This is a genomic window from Streptomyces hokutonensis (genome assembly GCF_000376565.1).
GTDB lineage: Bacteria > Actinomycetota > Actinomycetes > Streptomycetales > Streptomycetaceae > Streptomyces > Streptomyces hokutonensis.
The window spans coordinates 1-697 of sequence record NZ_BARG01000173.1 but is presented as its reverse complement, the minus strand read 5'-3'; the positions used below and the strand labels follow the sequence as shown (position 1 = coordinate 697).

Here is a 697-nt window from a genome sequence, read left to right as displayed (position 1 = left end):
TGGTCCGTCGCAGGAGCGGGTGATCCGGGCGGCGTTGGCGAGTGCGCGGGTGTCTGCTGCTGATGTGGATGTGGTGGAGGCGCACGGGACGGGCACGACCCTGGGCGATCCGATCGAGGCCCACGCTCTCCTGGCCACCTACGGTCAGGAACACACGGCCGAACAGCCCCTGTGGCTCGGCGCGTTGAAGTCCAACATCGGGCACACCCAGGCGGCTGCGGGTGTGGCGGGGATCATCAAGATGGTCCAGGCGCTGCGGCACGGTGTGCTGCCGCGGACGTTGCATGTGGATGTGCCGTCGTCGCATGTGGACTGGTCTTCGGGTGCGGTGGAGTTGTTGACGGAGGCGCGTGAGTGGCCGGATGTGGATCGGCCGCGGCGTGCGGGTGTGTCGTCGTTCGGGGTGAGCGGGACCAACGCCCACGTGATCCTGGAGCAAGTGCCCGAGCCGGAGGAGGAGCCGGCCGACGAAACGGAACTCGGAGTCGTTCCGTGGCTGGTGTCGGCCCGGGGACCCGCAGCCCTGGCCGGACAGGCGGAGCGGCTGGCCGCGTTGGTACGGGACACCGAGAACGTGCCCGTCGCGGAGATCGGACAGGCGCTCGCCACCACCCGGGCCCGGCTGACCGACCGGGCCGTCCTGCTCGTGGAGTCGGCCGACGAGGCGCTCACGGGACTCGACGCGCTGGCTACTGGT

Annotated in this window: 1 protein-coding gene; it reads left to right on the top strand. The window is 70.3% G+C overall.

From position 1 onward, the window contains the following. Positions 1 to 697, top strand: a 697-nt coding sequence (locus SSP08S_RS58020; protein WP_043260504.1) for a ketoacyl-synthetase C-terminal extension domain-containing protein, incomplete at both ends; no start/stop codon positions are given.